The sequence below is a fragment of the Selenomonas sp. GACV-9 genome (assembly GCA_900116485.1).
Lineage (GTDB): Bacteria > Bacillota > Negativicutes > Selenomonadales > Selenomonadaceae > Selenomonas_A > Selenomonas_A ruminantium_G.
Window position 1 is genome coordinate 485760 of the sequence record FPAX01000001.1, and the last position, 15803, is coordinate 501562.

The 15803-nt window shown below is 50.3% G+C and carries 14 protein-coding genes; 2 read left to right on the forward strand and 12 right to left on the reverse strand.

Going from position 1 to position 15803, the window contains the following annotated elements; translation table 11 throughout:
* Positions 1-142: 142 nt before the first annotated feature.
* The 10 genes from BM322_RS02295 to BM322_RS13765 all read right to left on the reverse strand — a co-directional run bounded on the left by BM322_RS02295 (position 143) and on the right by BM322_RS13765 (position 13291).
* Positions 143-691 carry a cupin domain-containing protein gene (locus BM322_RS02295; RefSeq protein WP_318254497.1) on the reverse strand — a complete coding sequence of 183 codons (549 nt, stop codon included), beginning with the start codon at positions 689-691 and terminating at the stop codon, positions 143-145.
* Positions 691-1812 carry a DUF362 domain-containing protein gene (locus tag BM322_RS02300; protein WP_075428259.1) on the reverse strand — a complete coding sequence of 374 codons (1122 nt, stop codon included), beginning with the start codon at positions 1810-1812 and terminating at the stop codon, positions 691-693. Before BM322_RS02300 ends, BM322_RS02295 begins: the two co-directional genes overlap by 1 nt.
* Before the next feature lie 21 nt (positions 1813-1833).
* Positions 1834-3111, reverse strand: a complete 1278-nt coding sequence (locus BM322_RS02305) for a metallophosphoesterase family protein (RefSeq protein WP_075428260.1) — start codon at positions 3109-3111, stop codon at positions 1834-1836.
* Between the two features lie 285 nt (positions 3112-3396).
* Positions 3397-4866, reverse strand: coding sequence for a restriction endonuclease subunit S (locus tag BM322_RS02310; RefSeq protein WP_075428261.1), 1470 nt, complete (start codon positions 4864-4866; stop codon positions 3397-3399).
* On the reverse strand, positions 4863-6335 hold the full coding sequence (locus BM322_RS02315) for a class I SAM-dependent DNA methyltransferase (RefSeq protein WP_075428262.1): 1473 nt from the start codon (positions 6333-6335) through the stop codon (positions 4863-4865). Before BM322_RS02315 ends, BM322_RS02310 begins: the two co-directional genes overlap by 4 nt.
* Positions 6336-6339: 4 nt before the next feature.
* Complete coding sequence (hsdR, locus tag BM322_RS02320) at positions 6340-8688, reverse strand: EcoAI/FtnUII family type I restriction enzme subunit R (protein WP_075428263.1); 2349 nt, start codon at positions 8686-8688, stop codon at positions 6340-6342.
* A 404-nt stretch (positions 8689-9092) separates the two neighbouring features.
* Positions 9093-10217: an MBL fold metallo-hydrolase gene (locus tag BM322_RS02325; RefSeq protein WP_075428264.1), complete on the reverse strand. Its 1125-nt coding sequence runs from the start codon at positions 10215-10217 to the stop codon at positions 9093-9095.
* An 18-nt stretch (positions 10218-10235) separates the two neighbouring features.
* Positions 10236-10715 carry a flavodoxin gene (locus BM322_RS02330; protein WP_075428265.1) on the reverse strand — a complete coding sequence of 160 codons (480 nt, stop codon included), beginning with the start codon at positions 10713-10715 and terminating at the stop codon, positions 10236-10238.
* A 17-nt stretch (positions 10716-10732) separates the two neighbouring features.
* Positions 10733-12475: a 1-deoxy-D-xylulose-5-phosphate synthase gene (locus BM322_RS02335; RefSeq protein WP_075428266.1), complete on the reverse strand. Its 1743-nt coding sequence runs from the start codon at positions 12473-12475 to the stop codon at positions 10733-10735.
* 117 nt (positions 12476-12592) lie between these two features.
* Positions 12593-13291, reverse strand: a complete 699-nt coding sequence (locus BM322_RS13765; RefSeq protein ID WP_075428267.1) for a DUF2284 domain-containing protein — start codon at positions 13289-13291, stop codon at positions 12593-12595.
* 243 nt (positions 13292-13534) lie between these two features.
* On the opposite strand from BM322_RS13765, the gene BM322_RS13650 reads away from it, so the two are divergent.
* Complete coding sequence (locus BM322_RS13650) at positions 13535-14056, forward strand: class I SAM-dependent methyltransferase (RefSeq protein WP_218154591.1); 522 nt, start codon at positions 13535-13537, stop codon at positions 14054-14056.
* Positions 14011-14349, forward strand: a complete 339-nt coding sequence (locus BM322_RS13655; protein ID WP_218154592.1) for a hypothetical protein — start codon at positions 14011-14013, stop codon at positions 14347-14349. The genes BM322_RS13650 and BM322_RS13655 overlap by 46 nt, the downstream gene beginning before the upstream one ends.
* On the opposite strand, the gene BM322_RS02350 is transcribed toward BM322_RS13655, so the two are convergent.
* Positions 14332-14808, reverse strand: coding sequence for a pyridoxamine 5'-phosphate oxidase family protein (locus BM322_RS02350; RefSeq protein WP_082334353.1), 477 nt, complete (start codon positions 14806-14808; stop codon positions 14332-14334). The two genes, BM322_RS13655 and BM322_RS02350, sit on opposite strands and share 18 nt — an antisense overlap.
* A gap of 146 nt (positions 14809-14954) precedes the next feature.
* Positions 14955-15788 (reverse strand): HAD family hydrolase, encoded by an 834-nt coding sequence (locus BM322_RS02355; protein WP_075428269.1) that lies wholly within the window; start codon positions 15786-15788, stop codon positions 14955-14957.
* Positions 15789-15803 lie beyond the last annotated feature (15 nt).

Below are 15803 nucleotides of genomic sequence, written 5' to 3' on the forward strand. Positions count from 1 at the left end.
AAGCCTTCAGATCTGTCTTTTGAGATAGCATGGTTTCCTTGGGCGATAGCTCGGATTTATCCCCAAAGAGGAAAAGACCAGCCACCAGCAGCTAACATCCCCACTGCACCGATACCTCCAATAATAAATGTTCTGCGATTCATCATTTTAGCTTATCGTACTCTTTTTCATCTACCGGCTCGCACCATTCGCTGGAAGTATTCTCTCCCGGCACCTCGATGGCGATATGCTGGAAGGCGGAGTCCTTGGCAGCCCCATGCCAGTGTTTCACATTTGCAGGAATATGCACCACATCGCCGGGCTTCAATTCCTGGGCAGGCTCGCCCCATTCCTGATAGTAACCCCGTCCAGCAGTGACGAGAAGCATCTGCCCGCCGCCTTTGTCGGCGTGGTGGATATGCCAGTGATTGCGACAGCCCGGCTCAAAGGTTACATTACCGATAACCACCTGGTCCAAGGAAATCATATGAAGATAGCTCTTGCCATCAAAATACTGGGCGTAGTTGACGTTTTCGCCCCCTACGGGGAATAAGCTGGTTTGCTTGATGGTTTCCAAATCCATATTGACATCTCCTTCGCGACTGATATTCTTTGCCGCATCTTCGTTATATACTTCCTTGGCCAGGTTGAATGCTGCCCAGGCTTTTGGCCAACCGGCATAAAAGCCCAGCTTTTCATAACACACCCCCATCAGATTTTTTCGCCAGCCCAGGTACCTTTAATCCCCTGGACTGCTGTCTGTGCATCGATTATCTTATCGCTATTATCAATATCTACAAGCTGGTAACGGTCATTGCCCATACCCATTTCTTTCATATAGGTAAGCTGACGCATGCTATGGCGGGATTCCATCCGCTCCACCAAGTCATGCTTGCTTTCTTCTGGCAGGGCATAGACCAAATCCACGCTAGCCTGGTCGGCAGCCAGAATATCCAGAGAAGCCACAATGCCCACATCGGGAGTTACCACGGGCTTGGCCCCGGTACCTGCACAATCGCAGTCCACACTCATATTCCGCAAAACATTGATAAAGGCGATTTTCCCGGCAAAGTGATTTACCGTGGCCTTGGTGGACTCGGTCATACGTTCCATAAACTCTTCCTGCACGATGCCCCACTGCTGGCCGCTGTCACCGCTGTGAATCATTTTCTTGCCAATGCGACCATCGGCACAGCCAATGCCCAAATTCTTGTTGGAGCCGCCAAAACCTCCCATGGCATGCCCCTTGAAATGGGTCAGTGTCAGCAGGGAATCGTAGTTCAGCATATTCTGACCCACGCTCATTTCCTGGAACCACTTACCCCCAGGCACCGGCAGCATGGCAGTTCCTGGCTCATCGGTGATGTCCACTGTGGCAAACTCCGTCCAACCGTTAATGGCCAGCGTTCTGCGGTGGTCTTCCGTGGTATAACGGCCACCATTGTAATAGGTGTTGGTTTCGATGATATGAGCCTCAGGCAAGCGGTCAGCCAAAAGTCTCTTTACCCAGGGACGGGGAATGATATTGGGGCCATGGGGCTCGCCGGTGTGCAGCTTCACTGCCACTTTCCCCCTCAGGTCCCGACTTATCCTGTCATAGATTTTTAAGAGGCCTGCCGCCGACAGGTCACGGGTAAAATAGACTACGGATTCTTTCCCCTGACGCTCACTGTACGGTACATAGATATCGCCACTTTTTACGGCTGTTGGTACCTGCGTCTTTTTTTCTTCGGTAAGTTTATCTGCTGCCAGACTGCACCCTGGCAGTGCTACAACGGCCAGAGCTGCCCCGGCCAATTTAACAAATTTTCGTCTGGACATTCGCTTTTCCATAGCCTTGCCACCTTTCCCTTATTACTTCTTTGCCACTTCCACCTGGTCTATTTCCTGCCCGTCCGGCAGGAAACATTTGATGACAATACGCTCTTTCGTCACATCCATAGTAAGGTAATTGTCTGTCTCCGGCTGTGGAGCAACCCGCTCATCCAATGCATGGTCTATCCAAAGTCCCGGATAACGCACGTTCCCTGCCACCCCTGTAAGGATATAGAGAGGCCCCTTGCTGTCATGATGGTTCCCGCGAATATGACCGCGATTGCGGTAAGTGTGCAGATGAGCCGAAAACACAATGTCAATGCCCAATTCCTCAAAGAGAGGCATAAAGGCTTCTCCTACATCGGAAATTCCTTCTTGCCGCTCGGGGCGGTTGTGAATGCGGTATTGCAGAACATCCTTGTGAATCAGCACGATTTTCCACTGCTTAGTGCTTTGCTGAGCATCCTTCCTAAGCCACTCTATCTGCTCCTCCTTGAGCCCGAACTTGAAATCCTCCGTTTCATCCCATTGGCTGTTCAGCACCATGAAATGCACCGGGCCATAGTCAAAGGAATAGTAGTAGCGGGCAAAATCACGACTCCCGTTTTCCGGTACAGCAAAGTAATGCAGGTAGGCCTCCGGCAGTCGCACCTTCCAGTTCTGGTCATAGGTTTCGTGATTGCCCATCAGGGGCACAAAGGGCAGGCGATCAATAATACCCTCGACGCCATGAAACCAGGCCTGCCACTGGGTATGGTCTTCGCCATTGTCCACGATATCCCCCATATTGATGAAAAAGGCCGCCTGGGGATTGCGCTTTGCCGCATTTTGCGCTAAATTCTCCCAATCGCTGTAATCGCTGGACTGGGAATCGGGAAACAGCAGGCACTCAAAATCACCATCCCCCGCCGTCTGCAAGGTATGCCAGTCGCTGGCAGCTGTTTCTGTCACCACCCGATATTCATAAGTAGCAGCGGCCTGCAAATCCTGCAACTGTGCCAGATACTGCTTGTTCTTGACCCCATCATCGCTGAAAAAATCCTCCCGGGCAGGAACCTGCTGCACTTCCGCCTGCCCCTGGATGCGGTATTCGATGGCCGGCCTAGTTAAAACATCCTCCGCCTGCCACATAATCGTCCGGCTATGGGCCGCATCGGCTGTAATCAGCTGGCGCAGATATTGGGCATCCAAATCTCCCGCCAGACTACGAACCCCATTAGCCGCCTTGCGATACAAAGTACCTTGGGCTAAGAACGCACCGCCCGCTAGCAGCCCCAGCGTGCCCACGCCGCCGATAATAAATGTTCTTCTGTTCATGTCTCCACCTATTCTGTACTGACATTTTACTAACAAATTCGCCTATGCACAGGCAGATACCTTCCTGTTATCACAACTTTTCCTGTACCTCTGGCATGTTATTACTTTAGCACTTGGAGTCAGCTTCAAGTCAAATACTTTTAGTGATGAATTTTTTAGAAAACAATGAAGTCGCCTGCTACAGCAAGCGGCCTCATTGTTTTCGGTTTTTACCTAGCAGGTACTGCGCTGGCGATAAGCAAACCAGCAGCTAGGGATGCAAATATCTTTTTCATCTTGCTCCCCTTATTTTGACTTACTTCTAAGCTGATCACAAAAGGGCAACAGCTCTTCCAGTTTGGCAACGATGCGGTGTTGCTCGGCTAGTGGGGGCATAGGGAATAAAAAGTTAACGATTTTCTCTTTTGAAATATTAGGTTGCGCTCCCCCTTCGCCTAGCTTTATGAAATTTGTGCGTTGAGACATGAGATAATAAAAAAGATATTGAGGATTCATTTCTGCAAAAAGTGCACAGGCACAACATGCCTGATTTGTTGTTGCAGGAACGGTTAAAATACCTAATTTTCCAATAGTAGCCCCATACATTGCCATTAGGACACTACCAACAGGATTTAACCTTACTGAAGAATTATCAAATCCTTCTTGGGTGATTGTTTCAGGAATTTCTGATATGTAACCATCATTTAGGTCACCAGTTTTCAGCCATGGAATATCTCCACCGTAGTATTCAGGGTGATGGCGTTTAGGCGTTGCTCCAGACCCCCAGTCTCCAATTTCACCCAATCTCACCCAATCCCACCCTTCAGGTATATCAAAGGGAATTTCCTCTTCCGTGATAGGTGGCAGTACCTTGGGCTTCTTGATTTTCTTCTCGGCTATAAGCCGCTTCTTCTCTGCCTGTATGTCTTTGATGAGGTCTTGGGCTGTGCCTTCATCGGCGCGCTGCTCCACCAGCTTGCCCTGAATGGCGTACTGGAGCAGGCTTTTCTTCATGGCCTCCGGGAAGCGGGTGTTGAAGTCGGTTAGTTTGGTGTAGGCTTTGTCGTATTTGTCGATAAGGGGAAGGATTTCTTCAATTTTTGCTACAATACGGCGTTGTTCTGCAAGTGGTGGAAATGGGAGGATCATATTTCCAAGTGTCTTTCCATTGCAGTTAGGTTGTGCTGTCGCAATAGTACCATTTCTTAGCTGTTCCCAGTAGATTGAACTCTCCATGAAAAATTTTAAGTATTGTGGAACGAGTAAATTACTATATCTTGTACGAATCAAGTAGCCAGCATAAATGGCTTCTTCTGGAACTTCTGTTACAAGATATGATTTGCCTACAGTCCCGCCAGTCCGTGCAAATAATATATCATTAGTTTGCAAAGCATATGTCTCTATATTTTCTTCATCGATTTGACAATATGGCACTGTCTCCCACAATACGCGGTTATCCTGAATATCACTGATTCGCACCATTTTTATACGACCTTTTGTTTGTGCTGGTGCATTATATCCATATTGGATAGACTGAGACAAATCTCCCCAGCGTACCCACTCCCACCCTTCAGGAATATCAAAAGGCTTTTCTTCCTCAGTGATAGGCGGCAATACCTTGGGCTTCTTGATTTTTCCTTCCTCAACCAGCCGCGCCTTCTCTACCTGTATCTCCTTGAGCAGTTCTTTTGCATTGCCTTCCTCTGGCCTTTGTTCCACCAGTCTTCCCTCTATGGCTCGCTGAAGGATGCTATTTTTCAATTGCTGGGGTGTCATAAGCTGCCTCCAATGCGTTTGGTGATTTCAGCCAGTACCTGGTCTATCTCATGGTTCAACTCTTTGCGGTGCTCTTGATAGCTCTGTATCAGGTCGAGCGGGTCAAGGATTTCTTCTTCCTTATGGGGGAAGCCGCACAGGTCGAGGTTGTAGCCACTATTGGCGATTTCTTCTGCTGTGTAGCGCTTGGCCTTGGGCCAGCCATCTGCCTCGATTTCCTCCCTATGCTGCCACCACTCCATGACGGGCTGGAAATGCTCCAGCTTCATGGGCTTGGTCTTGGAGAAGTGCTTGTAGCCCTCAGGCATATCCAGACGGTAGAACCAAACTCCCTTGGTAGGCTCAGTGTTATCAAAGAACAGCAGGTTGGTGGTAATGCTGGTGTAGGGAGCAAAGACACTGCCGGGGAGCCGGATAATGGTATGCAGGTTGAACTCGTCCATGAGTTTCTTCTTGATGGCGGTTTTGGTGTTATCAGTGCCAAAGAGGAAACCGTCCGGCAGCACCACGGCAGCCCGGCCATTTTCCTTCAGACGGTACATAATGACGCTCATAAAGAGGTCAGCGGTCTCGGAATTAGCCAAATTCTCAGGGAAGTTTTTCTTAATGGCCTCACCTTCAGTGCCGCCGTATGGTGGATTCATGAGGATTTTATCAAAGGCATCCTTTTCCGTATAGTCCAGCACGCTGTGAGCAAGGCTGTTGTCGTGGTAAATCCTCGGCTCGTCAATGTCATGGAGCAGCAGGTTGGTGATGGCCAGCATATAGGGGAATTGCTTTTTCTCGATGCCGTAAATGGAGCTGCCCACCTTTTCCCTGTCCTCAGTGTTCTTGACCTGTAGCACCAGCTCCTTCAGCCAGCTGATGATAAAGCCCCCGGTGCCGCAGGCAAAATCTGCCATAGTCTCCCCCAGCTTCGGCTCTATCATTTTCGCCATAAAGTCGGTGACAGCTCGAGGCGTGTAAAACTCGCCAGCGTGACCGGCAGATTGCAGGTCTTTCAGGATAGTCTCGTAAATGTCCCCCAGCGCATGGATTTCCTCATAGCCGGAAAGGTCGATGGTATCCAGTTCATTGACCATTTGCCGCAGCAGAACGCCATCCTTCATGTATTGGTTGGTGTCCTCAAAGACGGTGCGGACAATGGCTTTTCGCAAGGGAGTATCCTGCGTGATGGCAAGTTCCTTGAAGGCTTTGAACATGGCGTTCACAAAGTCCAGCAGGTCGTCACCAGTCAGGCCGTCCCCTTGTTTTTCTTCATGGGCCCAATTCTGCCAGCGGTATTTCTCCGGGATAATGGACACAAATTCTTCATCGTCAAATTCCCATTCTGCTTCTTTGGCGCTGTAGACCTTTAGAAACAGCATCCACACAATCTGCTCGATACGCTGGGCATCGCCGTTGATACCTGCATCCTGCCGCATAATGTCCTGCAATCTTTTTACGAGACCACCTATATTTTCTGCCATTTACTTAACCTGCCTCATCTTCGTTCTTGTATAGTTCGTGTTCCAATGCTTTGAGGGCTTCTTTGTAACCCTGCTTGCCGCCAAACAAGGCGGCTATGCGGCTGGGCTTGCCGAATTTCTGAAACTCGGCGAGATTCAGCACCGCTGTATTTTCGATTTCCTTGATACCAAGGTTCATGTACTTCTCCAAGAGGATTTCCAGCACTTCTCGGGCTGCGTCCTTGAATCTGTGGAGGAAGTCCCGTTTCTTTACGCCCTCTGCTCGTTCTCTGCGCGTGAGGGGCTTTTGGTCGTAGGCCACATGGCAGATGAAGTCATAATCGTCCACATCGTCCAGCTGCATGTCGTGCTTCAGCTTGTCAAGGTCAATTCCTTGCTGGGCTAGAGCCTCGGCGATGGCCTCTTTCTTGTCTGCTTCTGACCAAGTGCGTATGAACTTGGAGAGGTCGCCATAATGCCCTCGGACGTTTTCCTTGGTGTAGTCCACGATGTTTTCCTGCCTCAGCAGTTTGCCGTCTGTGTCATAGATGGAGATAGTTTTGGTCGTAGTGAACACCTTACAGCCGTCAGCCCGCACAAAGGGCACAGTGTGTGGCTCCTTGGGTTCATCAGGTTCTGTGGGATTATCAGGGTCTGCCGGTGAATCCGGCTCATAAGGAGCCGGGTCTTCATTTACGCCCTTGCCGGGAGTGAAGTCCGGTACACGCTCTATGGGGCCGTCCCAAGCCGGGTCGGCAAAGAGTCGGGTCACGCCGCGGAAGTCCATAATGGTGAAGCTGGTCTTCCCTGCATCTTCTCTGATACGGGTACCACGACCTACTATTTGCTTAAAGAGAGTCATGGAGCCGATATGCTTGTCGATGGCGATTACTTTGGTCATTTTGGCATCCACTCCGGTGGAAAGCAGCTCGGAGGTGGTGGCAATGACGGGGAACCTTTCCCGGACGGATATAAAATAACTGAGCTTGCTCTTGCCATAAGTATCACTGCCGGTAATCCGTACCACATAATCGGGATTAAGTTTCAGCATATCTTCATTCAGCTCCGCTAGAGCCTTTCTCATCCGCTCGGCGGCGTTTTCGTCTGCACAGAAGACAATGGTCTTGGCCATCCGGTCTGTTGCCTTGAGATAGGCGGTTATTTGTTCTGCCACTTCCCTGATGCGATCTTCCAGCACGATGTTGTAATCGTAATCGGTGCAGTCATAGATACGGTCAGGAATTTCCTGTCCGAAATAATCGCGCTGCCCCTTAAGAGGCCGCCAGCCGTCACTGACATTCATGCGAGGCTCGATAACACGGAAAGGTGCAAGGAAGCCGTCATTGATGCCTTGGTTCAAGCTGTAGGTGTAGACGGGCTCGCCGAAATAATCCGTATTAGAAACATATTTTGTTTCCTTGGGGGTGGCGGTCATGCCAATTTGGGTAGCTGAACTAAAATATTCCAGCACACGCCGCCAACGGCTTTCCTCCTTGGCAGAGCCGCGATGGCACTCGTCCACAATTATGAGGTCAAAGAAATCCGGGTCAAAGAGTTCCTGAAAGTGGGGAACATCATCATTGCCTACCATCTGCTGGTAAAGGGCAAAATAAACCTCGTAAGCCGAAATCTGGTTGGGGTTGTCACGGCTAAAGTCCACTTTGTGAATGACCTTGGCCAGCGGGCTGAAATCCTGCAGGATAGACTGATCTACCAAGATATTGCGGTCAGCCAGATAGAGGATTTTCTTCTTGAGCTTGGCTTTTAGCAAGCGGTAGACAATCTGAAAGGCTGTATAAGTCTTGCCAGTACCAGTGGCCATTACCAAAAGCAGCCGTTTTTGTCCTTTGGCAATAGCATCCAGTGTGCGGTCAACTGCCACCTGCTGATAGTAGCGGGGGGAGTTCTTGCCAGTATAGAAGGGCTGATTGATGATTTTTACTTCTTCTGTCGTGAGATTCCCCTCTCGGGTGAATCTTTCCATGAGTTCTTTTTCTGAGGGGAAATCCTCCAAAGCCAGACTGCGTTCCTTGCCTGTGAGAAAGTCAAACTCTGCAAAGGAATCGCCGTTGGAACTGTAGGCAAATTTTATGTCCATCATCCGGGCGTATTCCTTGGCTTGCTGCAAGCCATAGGAAGGCAAGCGGCTGTTATCCTTGGCTTCCACGATTGCCAGGGGATAATTTCCCTTATAGTAGAGTACATAATCCGCACGCTTGGGCTTTTCCCGCACTGCCATATTGCCCTTGATATTGATACGACCATCCGTTATCTGCTTTTCCATGAAGATATGCTCTTGCTCCCATTTGGCCTCAAGGGCAGGAGTAATATAGAGCCGCTTAATATCTTCTTCTGTGCGTTGCTTCTTGTCCATAAAATCATCTTCTTTGCTGCATGATGTCATCCAGTATCCAAACTATCATTAATATTTTAGCAAATTATCCAGAATTTACAACGCGAAGCCTATATTTCCCATCAATATTCTCCTCTTATCACGCCAACAGTTCCAGCAGCATTCTGACATTCTCGGTACTATACTCAATCTGCTCGGACCAACGGCGAATTGACTCGTCAAGTTGACCGGTCAACTGATAGTGCAAATAGATAAAATCCGTATTGAGCTGTACATAGGAGAGCACCGTGCCCCAGCCATACTACGGCACATGCTCCAACGCCCGATAAAGAATGTATTGATAGATGCGGTCAAAAAGCTGGGGTACAATCAGGGTATATTGTGATTAAACTCAAAATCTATCTCCTCATTGGTCTAAATATTCTTCACGCCATCTTTTCCCACCAAGCGTCAAAGGGCCGCCTCTGTTTACTATCTATATGGACCAGCTCCCCGATTGCCGGGGTCAGCAGCTTATAGTCCTTATCCTGACTGGCTTCAGTCAGCCTGCGATAAGGCTCCTGCCAAGGGTGACGGGAAAGGGCAAACTTGCCGCCGTGGGCAGGCAGGAGCAGCTTGGCCCCCACATCCACCGCTGCTTGGGCCGTTTCCTCAGGCAGCATATGGATGGCGTGCCAGGCCATGTTGTACTGGCCGTTTTCCCCCAGCATCAGGTCAAAGCCGCCAAACTTTTGCCCAATGGCCTTGAAATGTTCCCCATAGCCGCCATCGCCGGTGTAGTAGACCTTGCGCACAGGCGTCACAAAGGCCATACCGCACCACAACGTCGGATTGCGCCTCAGAAAACGCCCCGAAAAATGCTGGGAGGGCAGGATATGGACGGAAAAATCATCCGCCAATCTGATTTCCGTATCCCAATCTTCCTCATGGATAATTGAGAGGTCAAATCCCCATTGCTCGAAATATTCCCCCACGCCCAGCGGACAGACAATATTCTTGATTTTGGGCTTCAGCGCCATCACCGTGGGATAGTCCAAGTGATCCCAATGGTCATGGGAGATGGCCAGCACATCAATCCCCGGCATATCCGCTGCCGTATAGATATTGCTGCCCGGAAAGGCCTTGTTGATGAAAAACACCGGCGAAGCATAGTCGCTGAATACCGGGTCAATCAGAATCCGCTGTCCTCCCAGCTGCAAAAAGAAGCTGGAATGCCCCAGCCACACCACAGCATCCTTGTCTTTGTCCAAAGCCTTCAGATCTGTCTTTTGGGATAGCATGGGTTCCTGGAGAGATAGCTCGGATTTATCCCCAAAGAGGAATTTCGCCATAGCCGCGAAGCGGTTCTCCCCGCTCTCCTCATTCATCACCTGCACCGGCACCAGATTTTGGAACTGGCCGTTTTTATAATGGGGCGAGGCCTGCACGCGGGCCAGCCTTTGCCCTTGGGGCAGGCGGCCGAACTCCGGCCGCCTGGTAAAGAGCCAGCCGCCGGCAGACAGCATGCCCACAGCACCGATACCTCCCATAATAAATGTTCTGCGGTTCATCTTTTTCCCCATTATAAATCAAAGCGTCAGACTTTCCACCCATTCTTTCAACGCATCGATTGAAGGACCGCCGTTCAAAATTTTTCCTTCCATGACTGTCGCCCCTGGGCAGCTATCCTGAAGGCCTGCGACACTTTTGCCGAAGCCGCTGCCACCGGAAGTTGCAAAGAGGATAATCTTCTTGCCTGACATGTCATATTCTTCCAGAAAGCTGTTGGTGATGTGAGGAGCTACATACCACCAGATGGGGAAGCCCAGGAAAATCACATCATAATCTCCCATGTTCTCCACCTTGCCCGTCACCGCCGGACGGGAGGCAGTATCCCGCATCTCCACGCTGCTGCGGGAGTTCTTGTCCTGCCAGTTCAGGTCTTCTTTTGTGTAGGGCACCTCCGGCTTGATCTCGAAAAGATCTGCCCCTGCGGCCTCGGCCAGCTTGCTGGCAACCTTGGCCGTCACACCGCTGGCAGAAAAATACGCGACTAATGCTTTGCTCATAATGGATCCTTCTACACTTATAAAGTCTTTATGATATCCTCGGCAATCTGTTCAGCAGTCAGATGATGTTCCTGCGCCAGCTTACCGTAATCATAGCGGTCATAGAATTTCTTGAGCAGGCCGAAGTTCAGCACCTTCATCCTGTCAGCACCATAGAAGCGGGCAATCTTCTCGCCGAAGCCGCCTTCCAGCACGCCATCTTCCAGCGTCACCACCATATCGTGGTTTTCCTTCAGGCTTTCCAGCAGTTCCTCATCCAGCCCCGTGATAAAGAGCGGATTGATTACCGTAGCCTCAATGCCCTGTTCTTTGAGCTTGGCTGCCGCTCCTTCCGCCAGATTGCAGAAACTGCCCAGACCGATAAGAGCCACCTGGCTGCCCTGGCGGACCACCTCGTACTTGTTCAGCTCGTCATAGCTCTTGCGGACAGGACGGTTGGAGCTCCCCACCATCATATGGGGCACCCGGATGGCTACCGGGTATTTTTCCTGCGCCACCGACCAGTCCAGCATGGCCTGATATTCCTCCGGCGAAGTGGGTGCCAGATAAACAAGATTGGGGATATTGCTCATCATGGGGATATCGTAGAAGCCCAGATGGGTTACATCATTCATGCCGTACATAGAGGCCCAGAATACCAAAAACGTCGCGGGACTATTATTGACGCATACATCCTGTGCCAGCTGATCATAGGTACGCTGGAAGAACGAGGAATAATCCCCAAAGACCGGATGGGCACCATTTTTCGCCAGACCGGATGCCATAGCCACCGCCTGCTCCTCGGCAATACCCACATCGATGTAATGCTCACCCAGCTCCTCACGGCGTGCCTGGGTAAGCCCCATGCTGGCAGGCGTAGCGGCCGAGATGGCGATGAATTTCTTATCCTCCTTGGCCAGCCGCAGGAAGGTCTCCGCCGTTTGCTCCGCATAAGGGTCAATCAACGGCTGTGTCACTTCACCGGTCTCGATATCAAAGGGCATATGCCAGTGCCACTCTTCCTTATTCTCTTCGGCAAACTTATAGCCTTTTCCTTTTTTGGTGACGATATGCAGCACCACAGGATGATCGATATCCTTGACTTCCTCCAGAGCCGCAATCATCGCCTCGGCATCATTGCCATCGGCCACGAAGCGATAATCAAGCCCCATAGCCTTGAACAGATTGCGTTCCGACTGGCCATTGGTATCCCTCAGCTCCTTGAAGCCCTTATACATACCGCCATGCACCTCGGCAATGCTCTGGTCATTGTCATTGAAGAGGATAATGAGGTTGGACTTCATCTCTCCCGCAGTATCGAGCCCTTCCAAAGCCTCACCGCCGCTCATGGAACCATCGCCGATAATGGCGATGATGTTTTCCTTGTCGCCCTTCAAATCACGAGCCTTGGCCAAGCCCGTTGCCAGACTGATGGAAGTGGAAGTATGCCCCACATTGAACATATCGTGCGCGCTTTCCTCGGGATTGGTATAGCCAGACACATCATCATAATGGTCTTCATAGAGGTAAGCATCCTTACGGCCCGTCAGCATCTTATGGGGATAGGCCTGATGAGAAATATCAAAGACAAACTTATCCTTCGGTGAATCAAACACCGTATGCAAGGCAATCGTGGCCTCCACAATACCGAAATCCGGGCCGAAATGGCCGCCATGGATACTGGCTCTTTTCAGCATGGCATCCCGCATTTCGCGAGCCAGCACCCTGCGCTGCTCCGCCGAGAACCCTTTGATATCCTCAGGACCTGTGACTTTCTCCAAATATTAGACTACAAAATTTCTCATTACGATGAAATTCTCAAGTGCTCAGAAAAACTTAAATTATAAAAAAAGATCATTTTCTCCCCGGTAAAATCATCAGTACAGATTGGCTCGGTCTCAATTCCCAACCGCCGAGGTTCCTTTACCGTTCAATCCCTCGCGTTCAAACCGGTATTTCTGCTCTGCCTTCGGATATTTCGCGTGGTCCACCTCGCTCATGAACATGTCAAGCGGCCGGCAGAATATGCCATAGATATCCGTCTCCTCCACGGTCAACCATCCATGTACCAACGTGAAATAATCCGGCAACCGATCCTTGCACCACTGAATCTCCATCCCCAGCATATCTTTGGCGATGGCACTCAAATCAAAGCCAAAGGCATCCAGCGAGTACCGCATCTTGTCAGGATATCTGCATGGTCTGCCCTCTTTCCTGGTACATTCAGGACACATATTACAGCCCCCAGAAGAAAGCGATATACTTCCCGGCACAGCCTCTTCCATCTTCCGCATCCGCTGCTCCATGTCCAATTTGACCGCAGTTACGATTTGCCCCCCTACGGATTTGATGTTCTTTGCCGTATCTGCCGCTTCTATGATATGCCTGTCCAATATAACCTTGCAGCCTATCACATGGATCCATTGATACTTTGCCAAATACGCGTCCGCATCAAAATGCAATGGCGGACACGACCACACTGTATCATAGTTTGGACACTCCCTGCAGTACGCAATATACTTATCCCTGTCCTGGTACCTCTTCCTGAACTCGGCCATAGGCAAGCTACTTTTCCTGTATTCTACCCTATAATCCATGTATCATCATCGCCTCTTGTCACAGGTAGCGGTGCGCAAAGCAAAGCCGTTTCCACCCCATCAGCGCACAGGCACCTGCTACGGTTATGCCAAAGAAATAAACCTCCAAATTGATTTCTACAACAAGCCTATAATAGCATTATCGTTCCTTTTTTGCCACTAAATATATTAATTGATTTTCATTCTCATTAGTGCTATATTATTCCTCAAGAACAAACATAAGTATAAGGATTGGAGGCAATCATGGAACTTAAATTAGGTGATGTTCAGACCACAGCTCTCATTCCCCTTGTCATCAAGGCCAATGAGACCCTGCGCCCCAATGCGCGCATCATAGACCCAAAAGCTGTAGAAATCATCAACGCGTTGGATATTGACACAAAACCCTACGATAAATTTCTATCCCATGAAGGTGTGGTAGCCCGAACCATCATGCTGGACCGCCAGTTAAAAGAAATTATCGCCCAGGCACCAGACACCGTAGTCGTAAATATCGGTGCCGGTTTTGACAACCGCTTTTCCCGAATGGATAACGGCAAAATCTGGTGGTTTGACCTGGATCTGCCTGACTCCATCGCCGCACGGCGCAAAGCCTTTCCTGAACAGGATCGCGTGACAATGCTGCCTGGCAACGTACTGGAAGATACCTGGTGCAACGAAGTAAAAAAATGCTTGCGGGCAGACAAGCTCCGCCGGTTTTCCTTGCAGAAGGACTGTTTATGTACTTCACATTGGAGCAGATCCGCACATTGCTCAACATCCTGAAAGATAATTTTCCTCGTGGCATCTTAATTGCCGAGCAAAACAGCAAACTGATGATACGCAATGAAAAACACCATGATACGGTCAAAAACACCAATGCACATTTCCGTTCTGGTACCGACTCCGCCCAGGAAATTGTAGCATTGACCGACGGAATCCGCTTGCTTTCGGAACATAGTTTCAACGAAGAAATGAAAAAATATAGTCTGCGCGGAAAACTATTCGCGCTGCTCCTCCCGAAAGTAAATGACCGTTGGGCAACATTTGCCTGGGGTGACTTACGCCTCATTCACTAGTTTGCCCGTCATATGCTCAATGCTCATTTCCAAACATTGCACCCGCGACAGGGCATTTTTTAATTCTTTTTGCAGATATTCTTCATCATCGGTGAATTTGCCTACCAGATGGGTGCATATCTTGCGAGACAAGGCTTCATCCGACACCAGGCTGATGCGGCCAAAAACGATGACACTCTTGATATTGAGGGCCCATTCCCCTTCTTTGCGGTAGCCCTCATCGTAGGCACAGAAGCTGGCCTTGTCACACTTCTTGATGGCCTCAAGCTTATGGCCCGTCTTGGCTCCATGGAAATATAGCTTGCCATCTTCTACGCAGTACCAATGATTGATAGGCACTCCATAGGGATAGCCATCCTCCCCCAGCAAGGAAAGCACGCCTCGCTTGGTATCCTTCAATACCTCGCGGCATTCCTCGTTGGTAATCTGCTGCTTGAAACGTCTCATTTGCCTGAACATCGTCATATCTCCCTTCTACTATGCAAAAGACGCCATATCTTTATCTTCGCTGACCTAACGATAAAGATATAGCGTCTTTCCTGCTCCCCGGTGGCAGCAGGCACCTTTTTATGTTCTTATGCTCCTATGTTACCACGTTGCCTGTATCAAATCAACCCCAGCCGCTGAAACGCATGGAAGAGTCCATCCTCGGCCACGGCATCTGTCACGAAATCTGCCATCGCCTTGATTTCCTCGCCGCCATTGCCCATGGCCACACCCACGGCACAGTATTCAAACATCGGAATATCAATCTTGGCGTCGCCAAAAGCGATGGTATCCTCAATCCTGCCACCAATGTGTTTCAGCAGCTCATCAATCGCATGGGCCTTGGTGATGCCCTTGACGCCCAAGTCCCCGAACAGAGCCGTTTCCCCGACGCCGCCCCAGGTGCCTGCCTGCAGATCCGGGAAGGCCTCCTTGGCTGCCAGGAAGTCCTCATAGCTTTCGAGGATGAAGCTGACCTTGTTCAGATCGTCCCGGTAAAGCTCCCCGCCGAAAATCATTTCGGGGAAAGCCTGCCGCACGGTCATCCTGGCGGCATTGTCCTGTCCCTTGCGGGCCGAATATTCCTGCATGACAGGCTCGCCCCGGGTCTCGAAGTTCTCACTGGCAAAGAGACCGTTGTTGCTTTCGAGATAAAATTCCAGCTGGCGCTCATGGAGCCAGTCCACGATGCGGCGGCTCTGCTCTGCCGTGAGCAGCTGGTGCATGACCACCTGCCCGTCGTCCTCCACATAGCTGCCGTTGCCGCCAATCATGCCGTCAAGGCCGATGTCCCAGATTTCCTGATAGACCTCGGCCCGGCTGCGGCCCGTGCTGATATATACCTTATGCCCATTTGCCCTGGCCTGGCGGATAGCCGCCACTGCCGATTCCGGCAAGGCATTGTCATAATCCACCAGCGTACCATCCACGTCAATAAAGATAATCTTGCTCACACCATCAACTCCATT

What these genes read in the sequence shown, in the direction of transcription:
- BM322_RS02295 (WP_318254497.1), bottom strand. Translation starts at nt 691, where the DNA reads ATGGGGGTGTGTTATGAAAAGCTGGGCTTTTATGCCGGTTGGCCAAAA.
- BM322_RS02300 (WP_075428259.1), bottom strand. Translation starts at nt 1,812, where the DNA reads ATGGAAAAGCGAATGTCCAGACGAAAATTTGTTAAATTGGCCGGGGCA.
- BM322_RS02305 (WP_075428260.1), bottom strand. Translation starts at nt 3,111, where the DNA reads ATGAACAGAAGAACATTTATTATCGGCGGCGTGGGCACGCTGGGGCTG.
- BM322_RS02310 (WP_075428261.1), bottom strand. Translation starts at nt 4,866, where the DNA reads ATGACACCCCAGCAATTGAAAAATAGCATCCTTCAGCGAGCCATAGAG.
- BM322_RS02315 (WP_075428262.1), bottom strand. Translation starts at nt 6,335, where the DNA reads ATGGCAGAAAATATAGGTGGTCTCGTAAAAAGATTGCAGGACATTATG.
- hsdR (WP_075428263.1), bottom strand. Translation starts at nt 8,688, where the DNA reads ATGGACAAGAAGCAACGCACAGAAGAAGATATTAAGCGGCTCTATATT.
- BM322_RS02325 (WP_075428264.1), bottom strand. Translation starts at nt 10,217, where the DNA reads ATGAACCGCAGAACATTTATTATGGGAGGTATCGGTGCTGTGGGCATG.
- BM322_RS02330 (WP_075428265.1), bottom strand. Translation starts at nt 10,715, where the DNA reads ATGAGCAAAGCATTAGTCGCGTATTTTTCTGCCAGCGGTGTGACGGCC.
- BM322_RS13765 (WP_075428267.1), bottom strand. Translation starts at nt 13,291, where the DNA reads ATGGATTATAGGGTAGAATACAGGAAAAGTAGCTTGCCTATGGCCGAG.
- BM322_RS13650 (WP_218154591.1), top strand. Translation starts at nt 13,535, where the DNA reads ATGGAACTTAAATTAGGTGATGTTCAGACCACAGCTCTCATTCCCCTT.
- BM322_RS13655 (WP_218154592.1), top strand. Translation starts at nt 14,011, where the DNA reads ATGTACTTCACATTGGAGCAGATCCGCACATTGCTCAACATCCTGAAA.
- BM322_RS02350 (WP_082334353.1), bottom strand. Translation starts at nt 14,808, where the DNA reads ATGTTCAGGCAAATGAGACGTTTCAAGCAGCAGATTACCAACGAGGAA.